Origin of the sequence: Pseudoalteromonas sp. SK18, from assembly GCF_001974855.1 — a bacterium.
Lineage (GTDB): Bacteria > Pseudomonadota > Gammaproteobacteria > Enterobacterales > Alteromonadaceae > Pseudoalteromonas.
On the sequence record NZ_MTQB01000026.1, the window covers coordinates 33,529 to 54,293 of the forward strand.

The 20,765-nt window shown below is 41.3% G+C and carries 17 protein-coding genes, 10 tRNA genes and 2 pseudogenes; 23 read left to right on the plus strand and 6 right to left on the minus strand.

What is annotated here, in order from left to right; genetic code table 11:
• Nucleotides 1-11 precede the first annotated feature (11 nt).
• Genes BW139_RS15700 through hemA form a run of 4 tightly spaced genes read right to left on the minus strand, consistent with a single transcriptional unit; the run spans nt 12 to nt 4,812 of the window.
• Nucleotides 12-1,565 carry a DUF3369 domain-containing protein gene (locus BW139_RS15700; protein ID WP_076920287.1) on the minus strand — a complete coding sequence of 518 codons (1,554 nt, stop codon included), beginning with the start codon at nt 1,563-1,565 and terminating at the stop codon, nt 12-14.
• 55 nt (nt 1,566-1,620) lie between these two features.
• A complete protein-coding gene (prmC, locus tag BW139_RS15705; protein WP_076920288.1) occupies nt 1,621-2,460 on the minus strand; it encodes a peptide chain release factor N(5)-glutamine methyltransferase in 840 nt (279 codons plus the stop codon).
• Nucleotides 2,461-2,462: 2 nt separating this feature from the next.
• A complete protein-coding gene (prfA, locus tag BW139_RS15710; RefSeq protein ID WP_008115176.1) occupies nt 2,463-3,548 on the minus strand; it encodes a peptide chain release factor 1 in 1,086 nt (361 codons plus the stop codon).
• A gap of 7 nt (nt 3,549-3,555) precedes the next feature.
• A complete protein-coding gene (gene hemA / locus BW139_RS15715) occupies nt 3,556-4,812 on the minus strand; it encodes a glutamyl-tRNA reductase (RefSeq protein ID WP_175611419.1) in 1,257 nt (418 codons plus the stop codon).
• Nucleotides 4,813-4,895: 83 nt separating this feature from the next.
• Here hemA and lolB point away from each other — a divergent pair, with 83 nt between their 5' ends.
• From lolB to BW139_RS15795, 16 genes are all read left to right on the plus strand, one after another.
• Complete coding sequence (lolB, locus tag BW139_RS15720; RefSeq protein ID WP_083708681.1) at nt 4,896-5,483, plus strand: lipoprotein insertase outer membrane protein LolB; 588 nt, start codon at nt 4,896-4,898, stop codon at nt 5,481-5,483.
• Nucleotides 5,484-5,485: 2 nt separating this feature from the next.
• Entirely contained in the window at nt 5,486-6,343 is an 858-nt protein-coding gene (gene ispE, locus BW139_RS15725) for a 4-(cytidine 5'-diphospho)-2-C-methyl-D-erythritol kinase (protein ID WP_076920290.1), read from the plus strand.
• 86 nt (nt 6,344-6,429) lie between these two features.
• Nucleotides 6,430-7,377, plus strand: a complete 948-nt coding sequence (locus BW139_RS15730) for a ribose-phosphate pyrophosphokinase (RefSeq protein WP_008115168.1) — start codon at nt 6,430-6,432, stop codon at nt 7,375-7,377.
• Between the two features lie 149 nt (nt 7,378-7,526).
• A complete protein-coding gene (locus BW139_RS15735; protein ID WP_008115167.1) occupies nt 7,527-8,141 on the plus strand; it encodes a 50S ribosomal protein L25/general stress protein Ctc in 615 nt (204 codons plus the stop codon).
• Nucleotides 8,142-8,159: 18 nt separating this feature from the next.
• Complete coding sequence (gene pth, locus BW139_RS15740; protein WP_008115166.1) at nt 8,160-8,744, plus strand: aminoacyl-tRNA hydrolase; 585 nt, start codon at nt 8,160-8,162, stop codon at nt 8,742-8,744.
• A gap of 55 nt (nt 8,745-8,799) precedes the next feature.
• Nucleotides 8,800-9,891: a redox-regulated ATPase YchF gene (ychF, locus tag BW139_RS15745; RefSeq protein WP_008115165.1), complete on the plus strand. Its 1,092-nt coding sequence runs from the start codon at nt 8,800-8,802 to the stop codon at nt 9,889-9,891.
• Nucleotides 9,892-10,202: 311 nt separating this feature from the next.
• Nucleotides 10,203-10,279: transfer RNA gene (locus BW139_RS15750), tRNA-Met, on the plus strand.
• Nucleotides 10,280-10,348: 69 nt separating this feature from the next.
• A tRNA-Leu gene (locus BW139_RS15755) sits at nt 10,349-10,433 on the plus strand.
• A gap of 39 nt (nt 10,434-10,472) precedes the next feature.
• A tRNA-Gln gene (locus tag BW139_RS15760) sits at nt 10,473-10,547 on the plus strand.
• A gap of 5 nt (nt 10,548-10,552) precedes the next feature.
• A tRNA-Met gene (locus BW139_RS15765) sits at nt 10,553-10,629 on the plus strand.
• A 95-nt stretch (nt 10,630-10,724) separates the two neighbouring features.
• Nucleotides 10,725-10,809: transfer RNA gene (locus BW139_RS15770), tRNA-Leu, on the plus strand.
• 41 nt (nt 10,810-10,850) lie between these two features.
• A tRNA-Gln gene (locus BW139_RS15775) sits at nt 10,851-10,925 on the plus strand.
• 66 nt (nt 10,926-10,991) lie between these two features.
• A tRNA-Leu gene (locus BW139_RS15780) sits at nt 10,992-11,076 on the plus strand.
• Between the two features lie 40 nt (nt 11,077-11,116).
• Nucleotides 11,117-11,191: transfer RNA gene (locus BW139_RS15785), tRNA-Gln, on the plus strand.
• Nucleotides 11,192-11,255: 64 nt separating this feature from the next.
• Nucleotides 11,256-11,340: transfer RNA gene (locus BW139_RS15790), tRNA-Leu, on the plus strand.
• A gap of 39 nt (nt 11,341-11,379) precedes the next feature.
• Nucleotides 11,380-11,454, plus strand: a tRNA-Gln gene (locus BW139_RS15795).
• A 156-nt stretch (nt 11,455-11,610) separates the two neighbouring features.
• Here the strand turns inward: BW139_RS15795 and BW139_RS15800 are convergent.
• Nucleotides 11,611-12,792: an FAD-dependent oxidoreductase gene (locus tag BW139_RS15800; RefSeq protein ID WP_076920291.1), complete on the minus strand. Its 1,182-nt coding sequence runs from the start codon at nt 12,790-12,792 to the stop codon at nt 11,611-11,613.
• 257 nt (nt 12,793-13,049) lie between these two features.
• Here BW139_RS15800 and miaB point away from each other — a divergent pair, with 257 nt between their 5' ends.
• The 7 genes and pseudogenes from miaB to BW139_RS18390 form a co-directional block, all read left to right on the plus strand.
• Nucleotides 13,050-14,495 (plus strand): tRNA (N6-isopentenyl adenosine(37)-C2)-methylthiotransferase MiaB, encoded by a 1,446-nt coding sequence (gene miaB, locus BW139_RS15805; protein ID WP_076920292.1) that lies wholly within the window; start codon nt 13,050-13,052, stop codon nt 14,493-14,495.
• A 54-nt stretch (nt 14,496-14,549) separates the two neighbouring features.
• Nucleotides 14,550-15,608, plus strand: a complete 1,059-nt coding sequence (locus BW139_RS15810; RefSeq protein ID WP_024601601.1) for a PhoH family protein — start codon at nt 14,550-14,552, stop codon at nt 15,606-15,608.
• Nucleotides 15,609-15,612: 4 nt separating this feature from the next.
• Complete coding sequence (gene ybeY, locus BW139_RS15815) at nt 15,613-16,071, plus strand: rRNA maturation RNase YbeY (protein ID WP_076920293.1); 459 nt, start codon at nt 15,613-15,615, stop codon at nt 16,069-16,071.
• 22 nt (nt 16,072-16,093) lie between these two features.
• On the plus strand, nt 16,094-16,978 hold the full coding sequence (gene corC, locus BW139_RS15820; RefSeq protein WP_036934272.1) for a CNNM family magnesium/cobalt transport protein CorC: 885 nt from the start codon (nt 16,094-16,096) through the stop codon (nt 16,976-16,978).
• A complete protein-coding gene (gene lnt, locus BW139_RS15825; protein ID WP_175611420.1) occupies nt 16,959-18,512 on the plus strand; it encodes an apolipoprotein N-acyltransferase in 1,554 nt (517 codons plus the stop codon). The genes corC and lnt overlap by 20 nt, the downstream gene beginning before the upstream one ends.
• Before the next feature lie 423 nt (nt 18,513-18,935).
• A complete protein-coding gene (locus BW139_RS15830; RefSeq protein ID WP_158307809.1) occupies nt 18,936-20,129 on the plus strand; it encodes a methyl-accepting chemotaxis protein in 1,194 nt (397 codons plus the stop codon).
• A gap of 70 nt (nt 20,130-20,199) precedes the next feature.
• A pseudogene (locus BW139_RS18390) lies at nt 20,200-20,435 on the plus strand (apolipoprotein N-acyltransferase); the annotation flags it as partial.
• 74 nt (nt 20,436-20,509) lie between these two features.
• Here the strand turns inward: BW139_RS18390 and BW139_RS18610 are convergent.
• Nucleotides 20,510-20,638, minus strand: a pseudogene (locus BW139_RS18610) (RDD family protein); the annotation flags it as partial.
• Nucleotides 20,639-20,765 lie beyond the last annotated feature (127 nt).

Genomic DNA, 20,765 nt, shown 5'->3' on the forward strand with positions numbered 1-20,765 from the left:
GTTACTTCTGTTTAGTTATGTGTTTTATCAGGAAAGCGTAAAAGTACCGCCTCAAGTTCTTCAAGTCTACCATTGAATACGTCAACAAGTTTAGGATCAAAATGCGTGCCTTTATTTGCATTGATCTCCGCAACCGCTTCTTCAAGCGTCCACGCACCTTTATAACAACGTTTATGGCGCAGTGCATCATAAACATCTGCCAATGCCACTATGCGAGCAAAAATATCGATACGCTCGCCTTTTAAGCCGCAAGGGTAACCAGAACCATCCCACTTTTCGTGATGTTGCTGTGCAATTAACGCCCCTGCACTGACTATTTTACGCGGTGAATCTTTTAAAATGGCGTAGCCTTTGCCTGCGTGGGTTTTCATAATTTCCCATTCATCGCTATTTAACTTACCAGGCTTATTTAAAATAGCATCTGGAATACCTATTTTTCCCACATCATGTAAAGGCGATGCAAAACGAATTAAATTCGCTTGCTCTTCAGATAATCCATACCCTAATGCCAACTCATAACAAATATAAGCAACCCGCTTTACGTGATTACCCGTTTCACATGAGCGCTGTTCAACCGCTTCACTTAAACGATAAACAAGTTCTTGTTGGGTGGCTTCAACTTCAGTATGTAATTGTACATTTTCAAATGCCAACTGCACATTTTGAGAAAAAATTTCAATTAAATTTCGTTGCGTATCCGTCAGTTTAGATGGCACACCGGATACAAATAACATCGAATTATGATTAAACTTACTACTGCAGTAGGCAAACAAATAGTCATCTCTGTAAACAATTGCTTTGTTGGCTAGGGCTTCTTGGCACGCTTGCAATTGATCTTCTGCCAGTACTGTTTCGAGCTCTTCCCCTTCGCGCTTCGCAAAATCACCAGTGCCAGAGCAAACAATCAGTTTTTTATTTAATTCCTCTGACGGATTTTGCGCAACTAAGGTGGTGGCGTACATAGCTTCGTCGGCCACGTTAAGTAAGGACGTTAGCTGCTGCATCACCCCCTCAATAAAGTTATCCATTGAATGAGTGGCAAAAATATTGCGAGAGGCGGTAATTATTTTTTCTAGCCCCTCACGTGACTGCTCAATAGAAATAATATATCGATACGAGCGAAGACTAGCCATCATCACGGTGAATAGTTTTTGTGCGGTGAGTTCTGTTTTTGATTTGTAGTCATTTATGTCGTAATTCACAATAACTTGGCGTTCAGGCGCTTGCCCCGGTTGCCCAGTACGTAAAATGATACGAATGTAATTATTTTTAACGGTATCGCGTATGTACTTCGCGACTTGCAAACCGGCGTCGTCTGTTTCCATTACAACATCAAGTAGGATGATGGCTGCATCAGGATGATCATCAATTAACTTTTTTGCCTCTGCACCTGAGTAAGCGCTAATAAATTCCAAACGTTTATCTTGGAATTTAAAGTCACTTAACGCTAAGCGGGTTACAGCATGAACCTCTGGCTCATCATCAACTATTAAAACTTTCCATGTCCCTTGCTCTTCACTTGCTACTTCAGGTGGTTGTTCATTTGAAAATAAAAAATCTTCCATCACATAGAATTCCTTAAACCATATGCAAACAAACAACGGAGCTATTTTAAATTATTTAGGGCCATTGTCCGAACGTTACGCGGTCGTTATTACCAAGATCTTTCACTGTGCTTACATTTATAAACGCCATTTGATTGAAAATATGACGAACAGCTGCACTTTGCTCAAATCCGTGTTCAATTAAAAGATAGCCACTTGCGTGTAAATAGTCACGTGATTGTGTAATTATTTGTTTAATATCAGCCATTCCTGCATCATCTGCAACTAATGCAGACAAAGGTTCAAAGCGTACGTCGCCTTGATATAAGTGTACATCGTCATGTTCTATATAGGGTGGATTGGTTACAATTAGATCAAATTTTTTGTTTTTTAACGCACTGAACCAGTTACTTTGCTCAACAGTGACATTATTTATCGCTAAACGTTGTTGGTTGCGCTTGGCCAACGCCACCGCGTCATCAATACGATCAACAGCCGTAATATCCCAAGTAGGCATTTCACTCCCTAGCGCCAGTGCTATTGCCCCGGTACCCGTACCTAAATCAAGTACTTTCGCGTTTTTAGGCACTTCGCATTCAAGCGCAAGCTCAACTAAGGTTTCTGTATCAGGTCGAGGGATGAGTGTTGTTGGGTTCACTTCAAGTTGCAAACTCCAAAATTCACGGCACCCGGTAATGTGCGAAACGGGTTCGCCTTGTAAGCGACGTTCACAAGCATGTTGAAATGCCTGATACTGCTGATCTGTGAGCTGTTTTTCAGGCCAAGTAAATAAATAACTTCGTGGTTTTTGTAAAATATTGAGCAGTAATACTTGTGCATCTAACTTTGCGCTATCACTACTTGATGCTAATAAATTAGCACCTGTAGCAATAGCGTTTTCAACAGTGGGGTTCACGATTAATCGTCGCCCATTGCTGCAAGTAAGTCGGCTTGATGCTCTTGCATTAGTGGCTCAACAACGGCACCTAAGTCACCCGCTACCACTTCATTAAGACGATAAAGTGTTAGGTTAATACGGTGATCGGTAATACGACCTTGTGGATAATTGTAGGTACGAATACGCTCAGAACGATCACCGCTGCCCACTAAGTTACGACGCTCTGATGCTTCAGCAGCATGACGCTTTTCATCTTCAGCTTGCTGAAGGCGTGCAGCCAATACCGACATCGCTTTAGCACGGTTTTTATGCTGAGAGCGCTCATCTTGACACTCAACCACTACACCCGTAGGTAAATGGGTAATGCGAATGGCAGAGTCGGTTTTATTAACGTGCTGACCACCCGCGCCCGATGCTCTAAAGGTATCAACTTTAATATCAGCAGTATTGATTTCGATGGCTTCTGCTTCTGGTACTTCAGCCATAACAGCTACAGTACATGCTGAGGTATGTACACGGCCCTGAGACTCAGTTTCAGGGACACGTTGCACACGGTGCACGCCTGATTCAAACTTTAATTGCCCGTAAACACCTTCACCGCTGATGTTAGCAATTACTTCTTTATAACCACCGTGTTCACCTTCGTTGGTGGTGACAACTTCTACTTTCCATTTTTTTGTTTCTGCGTAACGGCTGTACATTCTGAATAAGTCACCAGCAAAAATAGCCGCTTCATCGCCACCCGTTCCAGCGCGAACCTCTAAAAACACGTTGTTATTGTCTTTCGGATCTTTAGGCAGCATCAGAACTTGAATATCGTCTTCTAAAGTCGAAATCTGTGCTTTTGCTTCTTTATATTCTTCTTGTGCCATTTCACGCATTTCAGGGTCTGAATCTTTAAGCATTTCTTCAGCACTGCTCAAATCTTCTTGCGCTTGCTGGTACGCTAAAAATGTTTTTACCACTTCTTCAAGCTCAGAGTATTCTTTTGAAAGAGTACGAAAGCGGTTTTGATCACTAATGACCGATGGGTCACTTAGCAGCGCTTGTACTTCTTCATAGCGCTCAACTAAGGTTTCTAATTTACGATAAACGGACTCTTTCATTTAACTGTTATTCCTGATCTATACCTAACATTTTTTTCAATTGATTTAACTGAGCCACTTCACCTTTTTTCGCTGCATCTTGGATGGCACGGGTAGGCGCGTGCATTAAGCGATTGGTTAATTTATTGGCTAGCTCTAATATTACTTTTTCAGCATTTTTACCTGTATTTAGCTGGCTAATCGCCCTATCTACAAGCTCTGCTTTTGTTGTTTGTACATCATTACGGTAGTGGCGAATTAAATCCACTGAATCTAGTGAACGCAGCCACATAAAAAACTCTTTGGTGCGCTCACTAATAATAATTTGTGCTTGCTCTGCCGCTTGCTCACGCGCTGCCATGTTTTCGCTAACAATCGTTTGTAAGTCATCAACCGAATATAAATAAGCGTCGTCAAGCTCACCTACTTGACTCTCAATGTCGCGCGGCACAGCAATATCTATAAATAACATTGGCTTATAACGGCGTTGTTTTAGTGCTTGTTCTACTACCCCTTTACCAATAATAGGCAAAGTACTGGCAGTGGAGCTAATAACAATATCAGCTTGGTGTAATCGTTCAGGTAATTGTGCCAAAGCAATAACATCTGCTGATACTTCATCAGCTAAGCCGCGAGCGCGTTCAATTGTTCTATTGGCTACGGTTATTTTTTGCGGTTCATTTTGGTATAGATGTTTTGCTACCAGCTCAATGGTTTCACCGGCACCAATTAATAGCACCTTGGTTTTGTCTAACTTGCCGTAAATGTGCTTTGCAAGATTAACCGCAGCAAATGCGACCGATACCGCACTCGCGCCAATATTGGTTTCGGTGCGTACTTCTTTTGCCACTGAAAAGGTTTTTTGAAACAAACGATCAAAAGTAACGCCCACCGCATCGTGGGTTTTAGCACTATTATACGCTTGCTTTATTTGCCCTAAAATCTGTGGCTCGCCTAATACTAATGAATCAAGCCCACAAGCTACACGCATTAAATGATTTATTGCTGCGCCGTCTTCATAACAATAAATATTTTTACTCAGTTCATGTTCATCTAAACCATGGAAACTGGCTAACCATTGCAACAATGTTTGGGAATTTTGCTGCGCAAGGCTACAATACACCTCAGTGCGATTACAGGTAGAGACAATAACCGCCTCATTAAAGTCGGCATGGCCACTTAATTGTTGTAGCGCCTCTGAAATTTGCTCAGGCGAAAAGGCCACTTTTTCTCGTAAATCTACGGATGCGGTTTTGTGATTAATACCAAGTGCTATTATGGTCATATCTGCCAAATATTGCTGAGCCCTACTACATAGGCGGCAATTTTATCAAAAATCTCAGGAATATGGAAAGTAAGGAACAACATTTGACTCGACAATATTTTATTTTAACCCTGTTATTTGTGTTTTTAACGGGCTGCGCTAATAAAAACAACTATAATACAAAAACTTACGAAGACTGGAAGTTACGCCTTAGCGAACAAAAAACTTGGCAGGTGGAAGGTAAATTAGCGTTTATTAGCCCTGATGAACGTCAATCTGCCAACTTAAATTGGCAACAAACACAAAATAGCAATCATTTAGTGTTAACCACATTTATTGGCACCCGGATTTTATCGCTCAAACAAACCGCAATGGGCGCTGAATTAATATTTGATGATCAACAGTTTTTTGATACTAATGCGAGTAAACTTTTACAGCGCTTAACGGGGTTTACTTTGCCGGTTAATAACGCCGGTCAGTGGTTAAAAGCGACTATTGACGATCAAACCTTAGACGTTGACCAGTTAGGCCGTGCTAGAAGCGTGTTATGGTTTGATGGCGATGGCAAAAAATGGCAAATAAACTACACCAGTTATGTGCAAAAACACGGTTTTTGGTTGCCAAACGCCTTAACCTTAACCCATCAAAAGATTAAAATTAAAATCAAACTCTACGATTGGCAGTTTAACTAATTATGAATACTCTCTGTGAATTTTCGCTGATTGCCCCAGCTAAGCTAAATTTATTTTTACATATTAATGGTCGCCGCGATGATGACTATCATGAATTAGAAACCCTGTTTACATTTTTGAACTATGGCGATGAACTCCATTTTACGCTTAGTAATGATAAAAATATTAGTATTAGCGGCGACACTCATGACATTGCGTTAACGGACAACTTGATTTATAAGGCAGCGTTGTTACTACAAACTCAGTGTAAAGTGAATGTAGGTGCAAAAATAAATTTAACCAAACGTTTGCCTATGGGCGGAGGCGTTGGTGGCGGTTCATCCGATGCAGCAACAACACTTTTAGCCCTTAATACTCTGTGGAATACTGCCCTTACATCAGATGAACTTGCAGATTTAGGGTTAAAACTCGGTGCAGACGTACCTGTATTCATTAAAGGTAAAAGTGCCATAGCGCATGGCATTGGCGAGCAATTAGAGTATGTTAAACTGCCACAAAAATGGTACTGCGTTGTTTTTCCAAACCAGCATGTCAGCACTGCAAAAATATTTACTCACCCGGATTTAAAACGCGACACACCTAAGCTTTCAGGTGACTGGCAACAGCAGATTTTAACTAACGATTGTGAGCCTTTAGTGAAAAAGCTGTGTCCCGAGGTTGAAAAAACCCTGCAGTGGTTGCTAAAATACGCCCCATCAAAGATGACCGGAACAGGTTCATGTTGTTTTGTTGAATTTGCTAGCCAAGTTCAAGCACAAGATGTACTTGCTAACCTCCCCCATACTTGGCAGGGGTTTATCGCTTCAAGCGTTAATACTTCTCCTGCTCACACGGAGTTAGCCGCCATCATTGATAAATGAAGTAACGTACAAGTAATCACAAGTTAACCTACTTTGTTCATTCAATGTAAGTTAGTCCAAAAATTCAGTGCCTGAGGAACCCTACCGTGCCTGACATGAAGCTCTTCGCTGGTAACGCAACACCTGACCTAGCTCAAAAAGTTGCAAAACGTTTATATATTGAATTAGGCGATGCTGTTGTTGGCCGTTTTAGTGACGGTGAGATCAGTGTTCAAATTAATGAAAATGTTCGTGGCTCGGATGTTTTTATCTTACAATCAACCTGTGCTCCCACTAACGATAACCTGATGGAACTTATCGTTATGGTTGATGCGCTACGCCGTGCATCTGCCGGTCGTATCACTGCTGTTATTCCTTACTTTGGTTATGCTCGTCAAGATCGTCGTGTTCGTTCTGCGCGTGTACCAATTACAGCTAAAGTGGTTGCGGATTTCTTATCAAGTGTAGGTGTTGACCGCGTTCTTACGGTTGATTTACACGCTGAGCAAATCCAAGGCTTCTTCGATGTACCAGTGGATAACGTATTTGGTAGCCCAGTATTATTAGAAGATATGAAAAACCGCGACTTTGATGACGTGGTAGTTGTATCACCTGATATTGGTGGTGTTGTACGTGCCCGTGCAATTGCAAAACTATTAAACGATACCGACTTAGCTATTATTGATAAACGTCGCCCTCAAGCTAACGTTTCTCAAGTAATGCATATTATTGGTGACGTTGAAGGCCGCGATTGTATTATTGTTGATGACATGATTGATACCGGTGGTACATTGTGTAAAGCGGCTGAAGCCCTTAAAGAACATGGCGCTAAACGTGTATTTGCTTACGCTACTCACCCAATTCTTTCTGGTACGGCTGCAGAAAACTTACGTAACTCTGTGATTGATGAGGTAATTGTAACTGACTCAATTCCACTGTCTGACGAACTAAAAGCACTTGATATTGTTAAAGTATTAACGCTTGCAGATATGTTAGCAGAGACTATTCGTCGCATTAGCAACGAAGAATCTATCTCGGCAATGTTTGAACACTAAAGTTAAACATTAATGAGTATAAAAGCGCCTTTTGGCGCTTTTTTTGTAAGCGATGTTTATTTTATAAACCCGCGGTGGTATGATAGCGCGCCTTTTGGCTAGGGACCTTGGTCGCAAAGGCCCTAACACTTTTAATTATTGGAGACATTATGTCTAACACAACTTATACTTATGACGCTGAACTTCGCGTAGAAACTGGTACTGGTGCGAGCCGCCGCCTACGTCGCGAAGACAAAGTGCCGGCAATCCTTTATGGAGCTGATAAAGAAGCTTTATCGCTTACTTTTGAACATAAAGATATGATCAAAGCACAAGAAGACGAAGGCTTTTACACTCACATTCTTACATTGAATGTAGGTGGCGAGAAAGTTGAAGCTATCTTAAAAGATATCCAACGTCACCCTTTCAAGCCTAAGCTTACTCACCTTGATTTCCAACGTGTAGACGCAACTCACAAACTAGTAACTAAGGTTCCTTTACACTTCATCGGTGAAGATAAAGTAACTAAGTTAGGTGCAACTGTTGTTCACCAGTTAACTGAAGTTGAAATTTCTTGTCTTCCTAAGTCACTTCCAGAATTCATCGAAGTTAACGTTTCTGATCTTGTTGCTGGTGATTCAATCCACCTTACAGATCTTGCGTTCCCTAAAGGTGTTCAATCTGTTGAGCTTGGTAAAGGCGAAGGCCACGATCAGTCTATCGTTACTATCAAAGCTAACAAAGCAGCTCCAACTGAAGACGACGCTTCAGACGCTGCAGAATAATATTTAAGGTCTCGCACCTTGAATTCTATTCAAATGCTTGTGGGCCTGGCTAATCCAGGCCCCGAATACGCAAATACACGCCACAACGCAGGTGCTTGGTTCATTCAAGAACTCGCTGCACGCTACAACTGCACGCTAAAACACGACCCTAAATATCACGGCCTTACTGGCAAAGTGATTATTCAAGGCAAAGAATTCAAATTACTGATCCCCACCACTTACATGAACTTAAGTGGCAAAGCGGTGAGTAGTTTAGCCAATTTTTTTAAAATCCCAGTGGAAGACATACTTGTTGCCCATGATGAATTGGATTTAGACCCGGGCGTTGCTAAATTAAAAAAAGGCGGCGGACATGGCGGTCATAATGGCTTAAAAGACATTATTGCAAAAATGGCAAATCAAAAAGACTTTATGCGCTTACGCATAGGTGTTGGTCATCCTGGACATCGTGAAATGGTCACCGGTTGGGTGCTTGGAAAAGCAGCCAAGGAAGATCAAGAAAAAATGGATGCCGCAGTTGATGAAGCAGTTCGTTGTATGGAAATACTTGCTAAAGACGGTGTGTTAAAAGCACAAAACAGACTACATTCGTTTAAGCCCTAACTTTTTAGGGTATACGTACACACGTTTTAAACGAATCTAAACAAGGTATCTTACTATGGGTTTTAAATGTGGCATCGTTGGCTTGCCTAATGTTGGTAAATCAACACTTTTCAATGCATTGACTAAAGCGGGTATTGAAGCCGCTAACTTTCCTTTTTGTACCATTGAACCTAATACAGGTGTGGTACCGGTGCCAGATCCTCGCCTAGACGAACTTGCTAAAATTGTTAACCCACAACGCATTCTTACAACAAGTATGGAATTTGTGGATATTGCAGGTTTAGTTAAAGGTGCATCGAAAGGTGAAGGCCTAGGCAATCAGTTTTTAGCAAATATTCGTGAAACAGATGCGATTGGCCATGTAGTTCGCTGTTTTGAAGATGAAAACGTTATTCACGTAGCGGGTACTATTGACCCTGCGGACGACATTGACGTGATCAACACTGAGCTTGTGCTTGCTGATATGGACAGTGCTGATAAAGCAATTTTCCGTAATGCAAAAAAAGCAAAAGGCGGTGATAAAGACGCAAAAGAGCAAAATGCAGTACTTGAAAAAGTAAAAGTACATCTTGATGAAGGCTTAACTTTACGTTCTTTAGCACTAACAAAAGAAGAAAAAGCAGCAATTGCACCTATTAACTTCTTAACCATCAAGCCAACGATGTATATTGCAAACGTAGCAGAAGATGGATTTGAAAATAACCCACTACTTGATCGTGTGCGTGAAATAGCTGCCGCTGAAGATGCGGTTGTAGTACCTGTGTGTGCTGCCATCGAGTCTGAGCTTTCAGAGCTTGAAGATGAAGACAAGTTAGAGTTTATGGCTGACCTTGGTCTTGAAGAGCCAGGGCTTAACCTTGTTATTCGTGGCGGTTATGAATTACTGCACTTACAAACCTACTTTACTGCGGGTGTAAAAGAAGTTCGTGCATGGACTATCCCTGTGGGTGCAACAGCGCCACAAGCTGCAGGTAAAATCCATACCGACTTTGAACGTGGCTTTATCCGTGCGCAAACAATTGCTTTTGATGACTTTATTGCTTGTAAAGGCGAAAGCGGTGCAAAAGAAGCAGGTAAAATGCGTCAAGAAGGTAAAGAATACATTGTTAAAGATGGCGATGTAATGAACTTCTTGTTCAACGTATAATTAATCACTGCGCCACCTTGAGTGGCTAATTGTTTTAAAAGGCTCGTTTTTACGGGCCTTTTTTATTTTCAGCCGAATATTAGTCTACCCTAGTAATAAGCTTTCAAACGTAAAGCAAAGCTAAAATTATAATACTCAGCTCATAAAGAGTGTTAAAAAAGCAACGTTTTAATTAAAAAGTAGCCGGTTAGCCTATTTTTCCTGCAAACAAACCAACTTAAGTGTTTTTTTGCAAAAAAGGTGTTGACGAATTTGGGGCATATCAGCATAATACGCCCCGCACTCAGCGATGAAGTGCTAACAAAAAAGATGGCTAAGTAGCTCAGCTGGTTAGAGCACATCACTCATAATGATGGGGTCACAGGTTCAAATCCCGTCTTAGCCACCATTTATTTTTTGTTGCTCAATGAAGAGTTTAAAATAACTACCATTTCTTTGATTAATTCAAAGCAATAATGCGGGAGTGGCGGAATTGGTAGACGCGCTGGATTTAGGTTCCAGTATCTTAGGATGTGAGAGTTCAAGTCTCTCCTTCCGCACCATGTTCTTGATAAGAATTAAAACTATCAATTGTTTATTGTTGGGATATCGCCAAGCGGTAAGGCACCAGGTTTTGATCCTGGCATTCCCAGGTTCAAATCCTGGTATCCCAGCCAACAATGGCTAAGTAGCTCAGCTGGTTAGAGCACATCACTCATAATGATGGGGTCACAGGTTCAAATCCCGTCTTAGCCACCATTTCTTTTCTAGAAGTGGCTCTGCAAGAGTTAAATTGCAACTCAATGAAGAGTTTAAAATAACTACCATTTCTTTGATTAATTCAAAGTGATAATGCGGGAGTGGCGGAATTGGTAGACGCGCTGGATTTAGGTTCCAGTATCTTAGGATGTGAGAGTTCAAGTCTCTCCTTCCGCACCATATTCTTTGATAAGAATTAAAATTATCAGCAATTTCTTAGTTGGGATATCGCCAAGCGGTAAGGCACCAGGTTTTGATCCTGGCATTCCCAGGTTCAAATCCTGGTATCCCAGCCAACTTCTTCTACCAAAGAACGTTGAATTAAGAAATACTCTGTTAGGAGTCTAAATATAAAATTGTATGCGGGAGTGGCGGAATTGGTAGACGCGCTGGATTTAGGTTCCAGTATCTTAGGATGTGAGAGTTCAAGTCTCTCCTTCCGCACCATATTCTTGATAAGAATTAAAACTATCAGCAATTTCTTAGTTGGGATATCGCCAAGCGGTAAGGCACCAGGTTTTGATCCTGGCATTCCCAGGTTCAAATCCTGGTATCCCAGCCAACTTCTTCTACCAAAGAGCGTTGTATAAGAAAACTCTGTTAAGAGTATAAATATAAGCCTGTATGCGGGAGTGGCGGAATTGGTAGACGCGCTGGATTTAGGTTCCAGTATCTTAGGATGTGAGAGTTCAAGTCTCTCCTTCCGCACCATGTTCTTAACTAGAACTAAAACTCATCCAAATTTAGAGTTGGGATATCGCCAAGCGGTAAGGCACCAGGTTTTGATCCTGGCATTCCCAGGTTCAAATCCTGGTATCCCAGCCAATTTGCACACGTCTTTGATTACACTTCACGATTTACCCTAAATTCCAATTATCTAACTTATATCTTTAATTCTTTTTCTACTTTTATAACCCAATACCACTTTTTTCAGATATAAAAAAAGACCCAAATTTGAGCCTTTTAATAACTATAAGTATTTTAACTAAGCTCACCGCTTATTGCGTATTTCAGCACCCAGTTTTTTACCGGCCCTGTATTATTAGCTAACTTTAAAAATGTGCTGCGCGCCCATTTTAATGGGGCTATTTGATTTGAGAAACCAAAGTAGCAAGCATCCATCATACTCATCATTAACAAATTAGCGTTACGACGACTACGCTCGTATTCTTTAAGCATTAGCGGGCACCCTACATCATCAGCTGTACGTAACACTTCAGCTAAAGCAGCTACATCTTGAAAGCCTAAATTAACACCCTGTCCTGCCAGAGGATTAATGGTGTGCGCCGCATCACCCACTAAAACAAGTCTGCCTTGTGAATAATTATTGGCATGCTGCCTTGCTAGAGGAAATATAGCATGGCTTTGTACTTCAAAATCACCAGCAAGCTTTGGAAACTTTTCAACAATCTGAGCCTTTAATGCACTAGGCGATAGATCTTTAAATGCTTTGAGGGTATTTGCATCGTCATACCAAATTAAATTTGCGTAGGGTGCTTGCATAGGTAAAAACGCAACAGGCCCCGAAGGTGTAAACTGCTGCCATGTTTTTACTTGTTGTGGGGCGTCTAGTTTTATTAATACGCCCATACAATGCTGCTGATATTGCCAGCCTGTTATGCCAATATTGGCTTTACTGCGTAATTGTGATTGTCCACCATCTGCTGCAATGACTAAATCGGCCGTATAGCTTTGCTCGTTATAGTGCAAGGTAATGCTATCAAGGTTTTGCTCTATTGCCGTTAAAGCCGATGAAGGATTAATCATTTCAATATTATGTTGCTCAAATTGCTGCCATAAACTGGCTTGAATTAGCTTATTCTCAATTAAATGACCTAAATGGGTGGTATTAATAGCATGACAATCAAATAATAAATGATCGTTACCACGCTCAAAAGTCTCTAATTGTTCATAGGGAGCCAACCTATTTACTCGTAGTAATGGCATTGCACCGAGCTGATCAAGCAGCTTTTCAGAAAAGCGATTAATAGCCGAAACACGAATATCAACATCATCACTACTAAGTACCTGTGATGCGTCTATTGGGTGTTTTTCAATAACACGTACGGCTTTGCCTTGTTGCGCTAATTTAATAGCCATGGCGGCACCAACCATGCCGCCCCCTACTATAATTACATTATTTTTAGCCATGTTTTTCATCATTTTAATTCTGACTTAACTCTGCTTCGATTGTATCGTAATTAGTTTGCTCAGTGTGAGCGCTTCGCTTAATTCTCTTATTAAACCCATACTATATTGATTTCAGATCACAAACATGAAATCTATACTTGGTTTTGAGCGTGTATCCAGCTAAAATACGCGTCCTTTAAGTCGAGCGAAATTTTAATAGTTACGCCACTTATACCTGTTTCTAGCACATGTTTGTGCCACTATCGAATTGAACACGAGGCTATATTTCAATGAGCAAAAAGCTGCATATTAAAACCTGGGGTTGTCAGATGAACGAATACGACTCTCAGAAAATGGCTGATCTTCTAGATGCTACCAACGGCTATCAGCTAACTGAAGAAGCTGCTGATGCTGATGTTATCTTACTTAACACCTGTTCAATTCGTGAAAAAGCCCAAGAAAAAGTATTTCACCAACTAGGCCGTTGGAAGTTATTAAAAGATGACAAACCAGACCTTATTATTGGTGTAGGCGGCTGTGTAGCATCACAAGAAGGTGATTCAATTCGCCAACGTGCGCCGTTTGTAGATGTTATTTTTGGTCCACAAACTTTGCACCGTTTACCTGAAATGATTAAACAAGTGCAAGGTAACAAAGGGTCATCAGTTGTTGATATTTCATTCCCTGAGATTGAAAAATTTGACCGCTTACCAGAGCCAAAAGCGGAAGGTCCTTCTGCGTTTGTATCAATTATGGAAGGTTGTTCTAAATACTGTACTTTCTGTGTTGTACCTTACACTCGTGGTGAAGAAGTGAGCCGTCCTGTTGATGACGTGCTATTAGAAGTTGCACAGTTAGCCGAGCAAGGCGTACGTGAAGTAAACCTATTAGGTCAAAACGTAAATGCGTACCGTGGTGATACACACGATGGTGAAATTTGCTATTTCTCAGACCTCATTCGTTTAGTAGCCGCAATTGACGGGATTGACCGTATTCGTTACACCACCTCACACCCTGTAGAGTTTACTCCCGACATTATTGATGCGTATGCCGATGTACCAGAGCTGGTTGATCACTTACACCTTCCAGTACAAAGTGGCTCAGACCGTGTTTTAAATTTAATGAAACGCGGCCATACTGCACTTGAGTACAAATCAACTATTCGTAAGCTACGTAAAATTCGCCCTAACCTAAGCATGTCGTCAGATTTCATCATAGGTTTCCCAGGTGAGAGCAAGGCCGATTTTGAAGCCACCATGAACCTTATCAACGATATTGGTTTTGATATGAGCTTTAGCTTTATTTACAGTGCACGCCCAGGTACGCCAGCGGCCGATTTACCAGATGACGTGACCGAGCAAGAGAAAAAAGAGCGCCTGTACTTATTACAAAACCGTATTACACAAATGGCGCAGCAAATTAGCCGCCAAATGTTTGATACCGAACAACGTATTTTAGTTGAAGGTCCTTCTAAGAAGAACCCAATGGAACTACGTGGACGTACTGAAAACAACCGTGTAGTTAACTTTGTTGGCCCACACACAGTGATCGGTCAGTTTGTTGATGTACGTATTACCGAGGCACTACCAAACTCTTTACGTGGCGATTTAGTTCGTACAGAATCAGAAATGAACTTACGCCGCGAAATTGCGCCTTCTGCTATTTTAACTAAAGCAGCGAGTGAGCAAAAAACCGAGACAGCTAACGAAATTGGCGTTGCTACTTTCGTACCTTAGTTGCAAAAATTCATTGCGCCAGTTAACGCTGGCGCACTGTAATAGGAAGTAATTTTGAGTAATCAGTTAAAAACATTAGAGATTTATTTAGAACCTGCCGACAACAAACGCCTTTCTTCATTATGTGGCCCGTTTGACGAAAACATCAAACAAATTGAACGCCGTCTAGGTGTTGAAATTATTCATCGTGACAACTTTTTCAAAGTAACCGGTAAACTACACAGTAGCGCCGGCGCGGTAGAGATCTTAAAAAACCTTTATATTGATACTCAGCCTGTGCGTGGAGAAATTGGCGAAATTGAGCCTGACAACGTACATTTAGCCATCACTGAGTCTAAAGCGCTTGAGCAAGACACCTCTAGTAGCGCCTATGGCAAAGAAATGATGATTAAAACCCGTCGTGGCGTTATTAAACCGCGAAACGATAACCAAGGCTTGTATGTTGCTAATATTTTGCACCACGACATTACCTTTGGTATTGGCCCTGCAGGTACAGGTAAAACCTATCTTGCAGTTGCAGCGGCAGTTGATGCACTAGAGCGCCAAGAAATACGCCGCATATTGCTCACTCGCCCTGCGGTTGAAGCGGGTGAAAAACTCGGTTTTTTACCGGGTGACTTAAGCCAAAAAATAGACCCTTACTTACGCCCACTTTACGATGCCTTATTTGAAATGCTTGGCTTTGAGCGTGTTGAAAAGCTAATTGAAAAAAACATCATTGAAATTGCGCCACTGGCTTATATGCGCGGCCGCACACTTAATGATGCGTTTATTATCTTAGATGAAAGCCAAAATACCACCACAGAGCAAATGAAAATGTTCTTAACCCGTATTGGCTTTAATTCTAAAGCGGTGATCACCGGCGACATAACCCAAGTTGATTTACCTCGTGGCGCGCGCTCTGGTCTTCGTCATGCTATTGAAGTGTTAGATGGCGTTGATGAAATTAGCTTTAATTTTTTCAAATCGCACGATGTAGTACGCCACCCTGTAGTAGCCCGCATTGTAGAAGCGTATGAGCGCAACGATGAACGTGAGCGTCTTAAGCGATTAGAGAAACAACAAGCCAAAGAAGCGCTCGCCGCTCAAGAGCAACCTGCGACTAAAGAGTAACACCGTGAAAACAGAACTTGATTTACAAATAGCGTGTGAGTTTGACAACTTACCTAGCCTCGAGCAGTTTGCCATGTGGGCCGATAAAGTGCTTAGCCAATATCGTGACGAGTCAGAGCTGACCATTGTCATCAGCGATGAGGAACAGTCGCAACAGCTCAATAATGACTACCGAGGTAAAAATAAGCCTACCAACGTATTATCATTTGAATTTGAAGCGCCACCGGGTATTGATATCCCACTTGTGGGTGACTTAATTATTTGCCCAGCCATTGTTTTGGCTGAGGCGCAAGAGCAAGAAAAGTCATTTCATGACCACTTTGCTCATATGGTTATTCATGGATGCTTGCATTTACTTGGATTTGACCATATAAAGAGTGAAGATGCGTTAGAGATGGAAAGTATAGAAAAGCAATTACTTGCTGAACTAAACATAGCAGACCCATACTGGGACGATATTTAAATAAACGGAGCAATTAGACGTAATGAGCGACGATAACTCGCAATCTAGCCAGGGTTCTTCTGGCAGGACTTGGCTGGGCCGTATAACCCACATGCTGCAAGGGGAACCCCAGAATAGAGAAGAGCTGGTTGAGGTAATTGCCGATGCCCAAGAGCGGGATGTAATCGATCCTGAAACCAAAGAAATGATTGAAGGTGTGCTTGGTGTGTCTGAGCTTAAAGTGCGAGATATTATGATCCCGCGCTCACAAATGGTCACTTTGGAAATTGATAGCCCGCTTGAAGAGCATATACCTATGATGGTTGACTCTACCCACTCTCGCTTTCCGGTGGTGTGTGAAGATAAAGACCATGTAGAAGGGATTTTACTCGCAAAAGACTTATTACCCCTCATTTTAAATAAAGATGAGCATTTACCATCGCTACGTGATTATTTACGCCCTGCTATGGTAGTGCCTGAAAGTAAACGGGTTGATACCCTGCTTAATGAATTTCGTCAGCAACGCTACCATATGGCGATTGTAATTGATGAGTACGGCGGTGTATCGGGTTTAGTAACCATTGAAGATATTCTTGAGATCATTGTTGGCGAAATCGAAGATGAGCACGATGAAGAAGAAGAACAACAAGATATTCGTCAACTGGCTAAGCATGTTTACGTTGTGCAGGCATTAACCCCTGTAGATGACTTTAACGAGCATTTTAAATCAGGTTACAGCTCACAAGACGCCGACACTATTGGTGGTACTGTATTGCATGCCTTTGGCCATATGCCGAGTCGTGGCGAAACCATCGATATAGAAGGATTTCAGTTTAAAGTAACTAACTCTGATAATCGTCGTATATTGCAACTGCAAGTCACCATTCCTAAGGCTGATGATAACGACAGTGAAGAAACTGCTAACTAGCCCCACCCTACTAGCAAAAGATAAAAAAGCATGGCTCGCACTAGTTGCGGGCCTTGTTTTAACTTTTAGCTACGCGCCTTTTGGTATTTGGCCGATTGTATTTTTTAGTTTGGCCGCATTATTTTTTTGTATCCCTGCAAACCTCACAGGAAAAAAACACGCTAAAACCGCCGCTAAATATGGCTTTATATTTGGCCTAGGTTGGTTTGGTGCCGGTATAAGTTGGGTGCATGTTTCTATCGCCACCTTTGGCGGTATGCCACTGTTCGCTTCCATTTCGTTAATGGTATTACTGTGCAGCTACCTTGCGTTATTTCCTGCGTTGGCGCTGTGGGCAACCACTCGCTTTTCGAGCGGCTCTATAAGCTTTGCCGCGCTACTACTCCCTTGTTTTGCTATTAGTGAATATTTGCGTGCCAAGCTGTTAACTGGTTTTCCTTGGTTAAGCTTTGGTTATACACAAACTGATAGCCCACTTAATGCCCTCGCTCCTTTTATTGGTGAATTTGGGCTCACGCTATTATGTATTGCCATTGGGTTTGCATTGTACAGCTTAACCCAAAAACAATTTAAAATGCCTGTTGTTACCGCTACTGTGGTTTTGCTTGCCTTCGCAGGCGCACACTTAACAAAGACAACCAATTACTCCGATAGAAACCTGTCTGTGCTGCTTGTACAAGGTAATATAAAACAACACTTGCGCTTTGATCCTAGTGAGTTTTGGACCACCATGAGTAAGTATCAGGATATGACGCGCCGTCACTGGGATGCCGATTTAATTGTGTGGCCTGAAGCCGCAGTGCCTGAGATAGAAGCGCTTGCTGATTCATACTTGGCAGGCTTAGACAGTGCCGCCTCATTTAATAAAACCGCGCTAGTAACGGGTATTGTTGATTACCAACGCGACACTAAAACCATTTTTAATACCCTGATTGTGGTCGGTAACAAAGAGCAAAATGATGAACACGGCCACTATCGTTACTTAGATAGTAACCGCTATCAAAAGCACCAATTACTGCCGATTGGAGAGTTTGTTCCCTTTGAAGACATACTCCGCCCCATAGCGCCGTTATTTGATTTACCTATGTCATCGTTCTCGCGCGGTGATAAAGTGCAAGATAACTTACGTGCGAATGGCTTTAGCCTGCTGCCCGCCATTTGCTACGAAATAGTATTTGCCGATTTAGTGCGGGGTAATTATAAAAGCGACTCTGATTTACTATTTACTGTGAGTAACGATGCCTGGTTTGGTGATTCTATTGGCCCCCACCAGCATATCCAAATTGCCCGCATGCGCGCCCTAGAACTACAGCGTCCACTAGTACGTGTTACCAACAATGGCATAAGTGGTGTATACGACCCGATAAGCCAAACACGCCAAACTATGCCACAGTTTGAAGCTACCACACTTAAAGCCAATATAAAGCTAATACAAGGGGATAGCCTGTATAGCCAACACGGCAATATGTTTGTATGGTTCATATTAGTCTTATTAACTTTAGTGTCCGGTATTTTTAAACAAAGGCATCAATAGTAAAGGCCTGTCTTAGGCAGGCACAAACCACACTTTTTTCCTTTATTCAACATCACAAAAAAGCATTGCTATGCTATGAATTAGTACGTAAACTCGCCATCTTTTTTATTGTCTGAATCTTCAGCATTCAGGTAATTTTCTATGAGTAAAATTAAATTTAGGCTTCAAATAGATACAAAACTAAATTTAACGGTCACTTAAAATATTTATGAAATTGTCACTCATTACTATTTATTAGCTACACTATTAATTGAGCATGCGGTGATTTTATTTTGTTTGGAGTTAGCTTAAATGGTAAATCGCAGTATTTTAATTGGTATAATATTAACAGCTATACAGTTGATTTTATTATCTTTTCAAATTTTCATAAGTAATCACCCTAATATACTTTTAATTATTCCCTCTATGGCATTGGGGGTAGCTATGTTATTGCTATTGGTTTTTCAAAAGCAGCAAATGCAAGAGAGAAATCATTGGTATGAACAAATATTGGATGCTGTACCTTTACCTTTATCTGTTACCGATATTGATATGAACTGGACATTTGTTAATAAAGCAGCCACATCCCCTCTTGGAGTAAACCGTGAGGATGTATTGGGCATGTCGTGTCACAACTGGGGGGCAAATATTTGTCAAACGCCTAATTGTGGAGTGAGATGTTTACGTAACAACCAGCCTAAGACTCATTTTCATCAATGGGATAAAGACTTTGATGTTAATACATCTTACCTAACAAACTCTAAAGGCCAACAAATTGGCCATGTTGAAGTTGTATCCGATGTGACCGAAAAAGTGGCACTTGCCAACGTTTATAAACACGTCATGAGTATGTCTAAGAGCTTAAACTCTGATGCAGGTACCGTTAGCGAAGTCGGTATTAACTTAGCATCAAGCACAACCGAATTACTTAGCACTGTTGAAGAAATGAGTCAGTCACTCTCGGAAGTACGAGCTCAATCTGAAGCAAATGCCACCAGCGTTGCCGAAGTTAGGTTATTCGCAAGCGAAATTGTTGAACGAGTTGAATTGGCTAACACTGCTATGAGCGAGATGGTTAACACTATAGAGCAACTCAGTACCTCCAGCAAAGAGATTGGTGAAGTTATTCAGGTAATTGACGGTATTGCAGCACAAACAAATTTATTAGCTCTTAATGCTGCAATTGAGGCTGCTAGAGCTGGCGAGCAAGGTCGTGGCTTTGCAGTTGTTGCTGATGAAGTAAGAACTCTGGCGCAACGATCATCTAATGCAGCACAAGAAACTGGCACTCTTATTTTAGCCTCTATTAGCAGTGTTGAATCTGGAAAATCCGCTGTTAATGATGTAGCGGGACGTTTAGATTTAATTGTTAAGGATATGTCGCAATTACTTAATTTAACACAAGATATTGATTCGGCTACCAAACGTCAAACGGACAGTATTTCTCATGCTGATGAGGGACTTTCACAGGTAGAACCGGTTTTACGTAACAACTCATCTATTGCAGAAAGTACCGCTGAAATATCAGACCGAATTATCGAGCAATTAACTCAAATTAACCAATTATTAAGTAACCTATCGGACGTTGAGGAATATAGTAAAGACGATAATGCGATTGCAATTAAAGTAATCCCTTAACCTCCATATAAACAGTTATAGTTAAGTGAACATACTTAGCTATAACTATTTCCTTAAGATATATAGCCGCCTACTACACCCATTGGTACGTGTGACCAACAACGGCATAAGCGGTGTATATGACCTCATAAGCCAAACACACTAACTATGCCACAGTTTGAAGCTACCACACTCAAAGCCAATATAAAGCTAATACAAGGGGATGGCGTGTATAGCGAATACGGTAATGTATTTGTATGGGGAATTGTGGTGTTGTTGGGGGTTGTCGGGTTTAGGCTAAAACTAAAAGATAAAAGAAATATTTAAAATTAAAGCGCGGTAAGATAATTATCGCACTTTAATTTTAAGTTTTTACTTCGGTCATATATTTTTTAATTGCTTTACTCTTTCACTTTATCTACAACTGTTTGCACATTTACAACTTGGTTCACACTCCCTTGAATAACCACAGTCGCTGATATTTTATCTTGAATGGCTTGTCTGTTTGGGTCCCAATACACTTGTAAAAAGTGAGCGTCTAGCGAACTACACCTATGTTTTAAAATTCCAGGGTAACAAGCTGTCGATATCGGGCTCAGGCTGGCACAGTTCATCAAGGCAAGCACAGATGTAATTAAATGGGATTAGACCATTTAT